Origin of the sequence: Kitasatospora sp. NPDC001539 (genome assembly GCF_040298565.1) — a bacterium.
Classification (GTDB): domain Bacteria; phylum Actinomycetota; class Actinomycetes; order Streptomycetales; family Streptomycetaceae; genus Kitasatospora.
In genome coordinates this window covers 1-6,435 of the sequence record NZ_JBEPAK010000326.1, presented here as the reverse complement: position 1 = coordinate 6,435, position 6,435 = coordinate 1, and the positions used below count along the sequence as shown (strand labels likewise).

At 72.4% G+C, this 6,435-nt stretch carries 6 protein-coding genes; 4 read left to right on the top strand and 2 right to left on the bottom strand.

The window, feature by feature from the left end; all coding sequences use genetic code 11:
* Positions 1 to 91: 91 nt before the first annotated feature.
* Both ABT247_RS30640 and ABT247_RS30635 read right to left on the bottom strand, forming a co-directional pair.
* Positions 92 to 358, bottom strand: a complete 267-nt coding sequence (locus ABT247_RS30640) for a protealysin inhibitor emfourin (protein WP_350749078.1) — start codon at positions 356 to 358, stop codon at positions 92 to 94.
* Positions 359 to 464: 106 nt separating this feature from the next.
* A complete protein-coding gene (locus ABT247_RS30635; protein WP_350749075.1) occupies positions 465 to 1,487 on the bottom strand; it encodes a M4 family metallopeptidase in 1,023 nt (340 codons plus the stop codon).
* 333 nt (positions 1,488 to 1,820) lie between these two features.
* Here ABT247_RS30635 and leuA point away from each other — a divergent pair, with 333 nt between their 5' ends.
* The 4 genes from leuA to ABT247_RS30615 all read left to right on the top strand — a co-directional run bounded on the left by leuA (position 1,821) and on the right by ABT247_RS30615 (position 6,367).
* Positions 1,821 to 3,617, top strand: a complete 1,797-nt coding sequence (gene leuA, locus ABT247_RS30630) for a 2-isopropylmalate synthase (protein ID WP_350749072.1) — start codon at positions 1,821 to 1,823, stop codon at positions 3,615 to 3,617.
* Positions 3,618 to 3,856: 239 nt separating this feature from the next.
* Positions 3,857 to 4,528 carry a TerB family tellurite resistance protein gene (locus ABT247_RS30625; protein WP_350749069.1) on the top strand — a complete coding sequence of 224 codons (672 nt, stop codon included), beginning with the start codon at positions 3,857 to 3,859 and terminating at the stop codon, positions 4,526 to 4,528.
* 254 nt (positions 4,529 to 4,782) lie between these two features.
* Positions 4,783 to 5,529, top strand: coding sequence for a DNA repair protein RecO (recO, locus tag ABT247_RS30620; RefSeq protein WP_350749066.1), 747 nt, complete (start codon positions 4,783 to 4,785; stop codon positions 5,527 to 5,529).
* Between the two features lie 4 nt (positions 5,530 to 5,533).
* Entirely contained in the window at positions 5,534 to 6,367 is an 834-nt protein-coding gene (locus ABT247_RS30615) for an isoprenyl transferase (RefSeq protein WP_350749063.1), read from the top strand.
* Positions 6,368 to 6,435: the final 68 nt, after the last annotated feature.

Below are 6,435 nucleotides of genomic sequence, written 5' to 3'. Positions count from 1 at the left end.
CGCCGGCCCGCCCGCCCGCCGGCCCCCGGGCCGGGCCTGTGCCGTCGCCGGCCGGCGGGCGCCCGCGCGCGCACCGGCCCGGTGCGCCGGCTCAGGCGCCCTCGCGCAGCACCAGCGACACCAGTTCGCGCTGCGAGTCGGTGAGCTTGGGGTCGGCGCAGTACACCGTCCGGCTGTCGACGGTGATCTCGTAGTGGAAGCCGTCCGGCACCCCGTACGAGGGGGCGCGCAGCCCGCCCGCGACGGCCTCGCGGGCGAGCGCGTGGACGTGCGGGGCGTCCACCCGGTCGGCGGTGTCGAGCTCCGCGCTGCGGACGATGCCGGCAAGGCCGCCGGTCCGGGTCACCTGGATACGCATGGTGTCCATGGTGCTACCCGGCGGGGGCCGGTGCGGCGCTTTTCCCGGACCGTGACCTTCGGGCCCGCGCCCGGAGGCACGCTCCGCGCCCGCGCCGGTGGTGCGGTCAGCCGGGGCTGATGCCCACCTGGGCCCAGGAGGCCGTCACGGTGTCCGCGACCGAGGAGTCGTCGGGGTAACGGGCCCTGGCGGCGGCCACGGTGGCCCGGGCGAAGGCGGTGAAGTCGGCGTCGGAGGGCAGCCGGCCGCCGGTCAGCGCGTCGTACCAGATCCGGCCGGCGCGGTCCCAGGACCGGCCGCCGAGGGCGGTGGCCAGCAGGTAGAACGCGTGGTTGGGGATGCCGGAGTTGATGTGCACGCCGCCGTTGTCCTCCGAGGTCCGCACGTAGTCCCGCATGTGCGCGGGCTGCATGTCCTTGCCGAGCCGCGGGTCGTCGTAGGCGGTGCCGGGCGCCTTCAGCGAGCGCAGCGCCACGCCCTGGATGCCGGGGGCGAGCAGTCCGGCGCCGATCAACCAGTCGGCGTCAGCGGCGTCCTGGTGCAGCACGTACTGCTTGACCAGCGAACCGAAGACGTCGGAGACCGACTCGTTGAGCGCGCCGGGCTGGTCCCGGTACTCCAGGTTGGCGGTGAACTGGGTGACGCCGTGCGTGAGTTCGTGGCCGATGACGTCGACGCAGGCGGTGAAGTCGCCGAAGACCTCGCCGTCGCCGTCGCCGAAGACCATCCGCCGGCCGTTCCAGAAGGCGTTGTCGTAGTCGTGGCCGTAGTGCACGCTGGCGTCCAGGCGCAGCCCGCGGCCGTCGATCGAGTCGCGGCCGAAGACGTCGGCGTACAGCGCGAAGGTGTCGCCGAGGCCGTCGTAGGCGTGGTTGACGGAGGTGTCGCCGACCGGGGCCCGGCCCTCGGTGCGGGCGGTGCGGCCGGGCAGCCGCTCGCTGTGGCCGCAGTCCGCGATCACCCGGTGGAGGTCCGGGTGCGAGGCGGCGGGCGGGGGAGGGGCCAGGCGGGCCGCGCGGTGCGCGGCGTCGAGGGCGAGGGAGCGGACGGCGGGTTCGTGACCGGCCTCGGCGAGGCGGTCCAGGACGTACGGCGGGACGATCGCGCAGACCGGTACCGATTCGTTCATGTGGCCCAGAGTGACGCTTCGATGACTCTTTGTCACTAGCTCGGACGTGACCAGCCGCCGTCTCAAGGGGTGGAACGGAAGCCCGGATCACTTCGGGGGCGCGCGGCGCTGGGTTACGCTGGGGCATCATGCGCAACGGGCTGCTTCTTCTTAGCTGCCGCGTCGAGGGCCTGTAGTCCACAGGGCCGGCTCCCTCGCCGCGGGGAACGAGCTGTGCGCGGAATTCGGTGGTGCGACGGCGCATCGCGAGCGGCAGCAGAGGCCGGCCAGTCGGTGTTGATCCCTCCCGACCCGCCCGCACCACGCACCCACAGGAAGCCGAGAGTTTTCTCCATGACCGAGCAGACCTCCGCCGCGTCCGTCCCCGCCGCTCGCGCCTTCGTCGACCGGCCCACCCCGATCACCGCCTCCACCGTCCGCCAGCAGCCCTCGGGCATGCGGTACGGGCGCTACCTGCCGTTCGGCACCGTCGACCTGCCGGACCGCACCTGGCCGGAGAAGGTCATCACCAAGGCGCCGCGCTGGCTCTCGACCGACCTGCGGGACGGCAACCAGGCGCTGATCGACCCGATGTCCCCGGCCCGCAAGCGCAAGATGTTCGACCTGCTGGTGCGGATGGGCTTCAAGGAGATCGAGGTCGGCTTCCCGTCCTCCGGCGCCACCGACCACGCCTTCGTGCGCTCGCTGATCGAGGAGGGGGCGATCCCGGAGGACGTCACCATCTCGGTGCTGACCCAGGCCCGCGAGGAACTGATCGAGAAGACCGTGGAGTCGCTGGTGGGCGCCCCGCGGGCGACCGTCCACCTGTACAACGCGACCGCGCCGCTGTTCCGCCGGGTGGTGTTCCGCAACGACAAGGCGGCCACCAAGGCGATCGCCGTCGACGGCACCCGGCTGGTGATGGAGTACGCGGAGAAGCTGCTGGGCGAGGACACCGTCTTCGGCTACCAGTACTCGCCGGAGATCTTCGTCGACACCGAGCTGGACTTCGCGCTGGAGGTCTGCGAGGCGGTGATGGACGTCTGGCAGCCCGGCGAGGGCCGCGAGATCATCCTGAACCTGCCGGCCACCATCGAGCGGGCCACCCCGAACGTCCAGGCCGACCAGTTCGAGTGGATGTCGCGCCACCTGTCCCGCCGGGAGTTCGTCTGCCTGTCCGTGCACCCGCACAACGACCGCGGCACGGCCGTGGCCTCCGCCGAGCTGGCCTACATGGCCGGCGCGGACCGGATCGAGGGGTGCCTGTTCGGGCAGGGCGAGCGGACCGGCAACGTCGACCTGGTGACGCTGGGGATGAACCTGTTCTCGCAGGGCATCGACCCGCAGATCGACTTCTCCGACATCGACGAGGTGCGCCGCACCGCCGAGTACTGCAACCAGATGGAGGTGCACCCGCGCCACCCGTACGCCGGCGACCTGGTGTACACCTCCTTCTCCGGCTCGCACCAGGACGCCATCAAGAAGGGCTTCGACGCCCTGGAGGCCGACGCGAAGGCGGCCGGGGTGCCGGTGGAGGAGCACACCTGGGGCGTGCCGTACCTGCCGATCGACCCGAAGGACGTCGGCCGCACCTACGAGGCGGTCATCCGGGTCAACAGCCAGTCCGGCAAGGGCGGCGTGGCGTACGTCCTGAAGAACGACCACAAGCTGGACCTGCCGCGCCGGATGCAGATCGAGTTCTCCCGGATCATCCAGGCCAAGACCGACGCCGAGGGCGGCGAGGTCACCCCGGCCGAGATCTGGCGGGTCTTCGAGGACGAGTACCTGCCCACCCCGGCCAACCCGTGGGGCCGGCTGTCGCTGACCGGCTCGCGCACCCTGACCACCGAGGACGGCCGGGACGCGCTGACCGCCGAGGCCGTGGTGGACGGCGTGACGGTGACGCTGAACGGCACCGGCAACGGCCCGGTCTCGGCCTTCGCGGACGCGCTGGCGCGGATCGGCGTGGACGTCCGCGTGCTGGACTACGCCGAGCACGCCCTGAGCGAGGGCGGCGACGCCCAGGCGGCCGCGTACGTGGAGTGCGCGGTGGACGGCAAGGTGCTGTGGGGCGTGGGCATCGACGGCAACACCGTGCTGGCCTCGCTGAAGGCGATGATCAGCGCTGTCAACCGCTCGCAGCGCGGTTAATTCGTACGGGTGGTACCCGAAGGGCCGTCCCGCGGGGCGGCCCTTCGCCGTCCGCGCCCCCCGCTGTGGCCTGCGCCACATTTTTTCGGATCCCGAGCCGTTCGAGGTACTGACACGTGCCGGTAACCATGGCAACATCGATCCACCGGAAAGCCGGGTCGGTGGGACGGCCTCGGTGTCCGGTCGCGTGACCTGCCCATAGTTGTGCAGGCCGCCTGCCATGTCTGGGGAGTGGCGCCGTGACCAGGTTGTGGGGTGTTCGCCCGCGGTGGCGGACTGACGTTCTCGGTGACTTCTTCTGCCCCGGCTGCGGCGGGGACCGCAACTACCGCCGCCAGCACGGCCGGCGGTGGCTGAGGCTCCTCGGCGCCCCGGTGCTCCCGCTCGGACCGGTGATCGGCAGCGTGCAGTGCACCGGCTGCCACGGCCGGTACGGCGTCGAGGCCCTCGAGCAGCCGACCAGTGTCCGCCTCGGCGGCATGCTGCGGGACGGCCAGTACACCGTCGCGCTGGCCCTGCTCGCGGCCGGCGGCACCGCCCACCGGGCGGCCCGCGAGGCGGCCTGCGCCACGGTGCGCGAGGCCGGCTTCGAGGACTGCGGCGAGGCCCAGGTGCTGGCCGCGCTCGCCGCGCTGTCCGGGCTCGGCGGCGAGCTCCACGACGCCCACGGCATGGCCGGCGGCCTCACCGTGGAACTGCACGCGGTGCTCGAACCGCTCGCCCCGCACCTGGCCCGCGAGGGCCGGGAGCGCCTGCTGCTGCAGGGCGCCGCGATCGCCCTGGCCGACGGGCGGTACCTGCCGCAGGAGCGCGAGGCGCTGGCCGCGGTCGGACGCTGCCTGGACCTGCCGCAGTCCCGGGTCACCGCGCTGCTGGAGGCGGCGACCCGGGCGCCGTACGAGAACCTGTAGCGCCCCGGGCACCCGCCGCGCCTGCCGGCCCCCGCCGAGAAGGCTTTCCGAATCCCCCACAAACGGGCCCGACCCCGCCCCCCGGCCCCCGGCCGGGTGGCGCCCCCCACCCGGGCCCGCCGTGACCCGCACCGCAGTGGTCCTCCCCCACGGCCCCGGTGCGGGCAACACGGCTGCCCGGCACCGGGCGCTGCGTCCGGCCCCGGCGAGCGGGGGAGACCGGCGGCCCCCGCGACTGGGGGAGAATGGACCCCATGAGTCTTTTCCGGGACGACGGCGTCGTGTTGCGGGCGCAGAAGCTCGGCGAGGCCGATCGGATCATCACCCTGCTGACCCGCCAGCACGGCAAAGTGCGGGCGGTGGCGCGCGGGGTGCGCAAGACCAAGTCCAAGTTCGGCGCCCGCCTGGAACCGTTCTCCCACGTGGACGTGCAGTTCTTCAGCCGGGGGAGCGAGCTGGTCGGGCGCGGTCTGCCGCTGTGCACCCAGGTGGAGACCATCGCCCCGTACGGCGGTTCGATCGTCACCGACTACGGCCGCTACACCGCCGGTACGGCGATGCTGGAGACCGCCGAGCGCTTCGCCGAGAACGAGGGCGAGCCGGCCGTGCAGCAGTACCTGCTGCTGGTGGGCGGCCTGCGCACGCTGGCGGCCGGGCTGCACGAGTCGCACCTGGTGCTGGACGCCTTCCTGCTGCGCTCGCTCGCGGTGAACGGCTACGGCGCGAGCTTCACGGACTGCGCCAAGTGCGGCCTGGAGGGGCCGAACCGTTTCTTCTCCCTCCCGGCGGGCGGGGTGCTCTGCGCGGACTGCCGAGTGCCCGGATGTGCCGTACCCTCCCCTGAGACACTGGTACTGCTCGGGGCGCTGCTGTCGGGGGACTGGCCGACGGCCGACGCCTGTGAGCCGCGGTACTGGCGGGAGGGCAGCGGCCTGGTCGCGGCCTATCTGCAGTGGCACCTGGAGCGGGGCATCCGCTCGATGAGATACGTGGAGAAGTGAGCACATGGCAGCGCGACGGCTCTTCGGCGGTGGCAAGCAACGGGAGTACGTTCCCCCGGCCCCGCACCCCAGCGGCGCACGGCCCCCGAAACTCCCCGGCGAGCTGGTGCCCAACCACGTCGCCATCGTGATGGACGGCAACGGCCGTTGGGCCAAGGAGCGCGGACTGCCGCGCACCGAGGGCCACAAGGTCGGCGAGTCCGTCGTGCTCGACGTCCTCAGGGGGGCGATCGAGCTCGGCGTCAAGAACATCTCGCTGTACGCGTTCTCCACCGAGAACTGGAAGCGCTCGCCCGACGAGGTGAAGTTCCTGATGAACTTCAACCGGGACGTCATCCGCCGCCGCCGCGACGAGATGGACGCGATGGGCGTGCGGATCCGCTGGGCGGGCCGGATGCCCAAGCTCTGGAAGAGCGTCGTGCAGGAACTGCAGGTCGCCGAGGAGCAGACCAAGGGCAACGACGCGGTGACGCTCTACATGTGCGTCAACTACGGTGGCCGGGCCGAGCTGGCGGACGCGGCGCAGGCGATCGCCCAGGACGTCGCGGCCGGCAGGCTGGACCCGAAGAAGGTCAACGAGAAGACCCTGGCCCGGTACATGTACCACCCGGACATGCCGGACGTGGACCTCTTCCTGCGCCCCAGCGGCGAGCAGCGCACCTCCAACTTCCTGCTCTGGCAGTCTGCTTACGCCGAGCTGGTGTTCCAGGACGTGCTCTGGCCGGACTTCGACCGCCGCGACCTGTGGCGCGCCTGCGAGCAGTTCGCGATGCGCGACCGGCGCTTCGGCGGGGCGATCCCGAACGAGGTCACCACGGGGCTGCCCACCCAGCGTTGACGCCGCTGCGCCGGCCGGGGAGCAGCTCGACGGTGTCGCCGGGCTTGGCGGCGTCGACGGCCCGCTGA

What these genes read in the sequence shown, in the direction of transcription:
- ABT247_RS30640 (WP_350749078.1), bottom strand. Translation starts at nt 358, where the DNA reads ATGCGTATCCAGGTGACCCGGACCGGCGGCCTTGCCGGCATCGTCCGC.
- ABT247_RS30635 (WP_350749075.1), bottom strand. Translation starts at nt 1,487, where the DNA reads ATGAACGAATCGGTACCGGTCTGCGCGATCGTCCCGCCGTACGTCCTG.
- leuA (WP_350749072.1), top strand. Translation starts at nt 1,821, where the DNA reads ATGACCGAGCAGACCTCCGCCGCGTCCGTCCCCGCCGCTCGCGCCTTC.
- recO (WP_350749066.1), top strand. Translation starts at nt 4,783, where the DNA reads ATGAGTCTTTTCCGGGACGACGGCGTCGTGTTGCGGGCGCAGAAGCTC.
- ABT247_RS30615 (WP_350749063.1), top strand. Translation starts at nt 5,534, where the DNA reads ATGGCAGCGCGACGGCTCTTCGGCGGTGGCAAGCAACGGGAGTACGTT.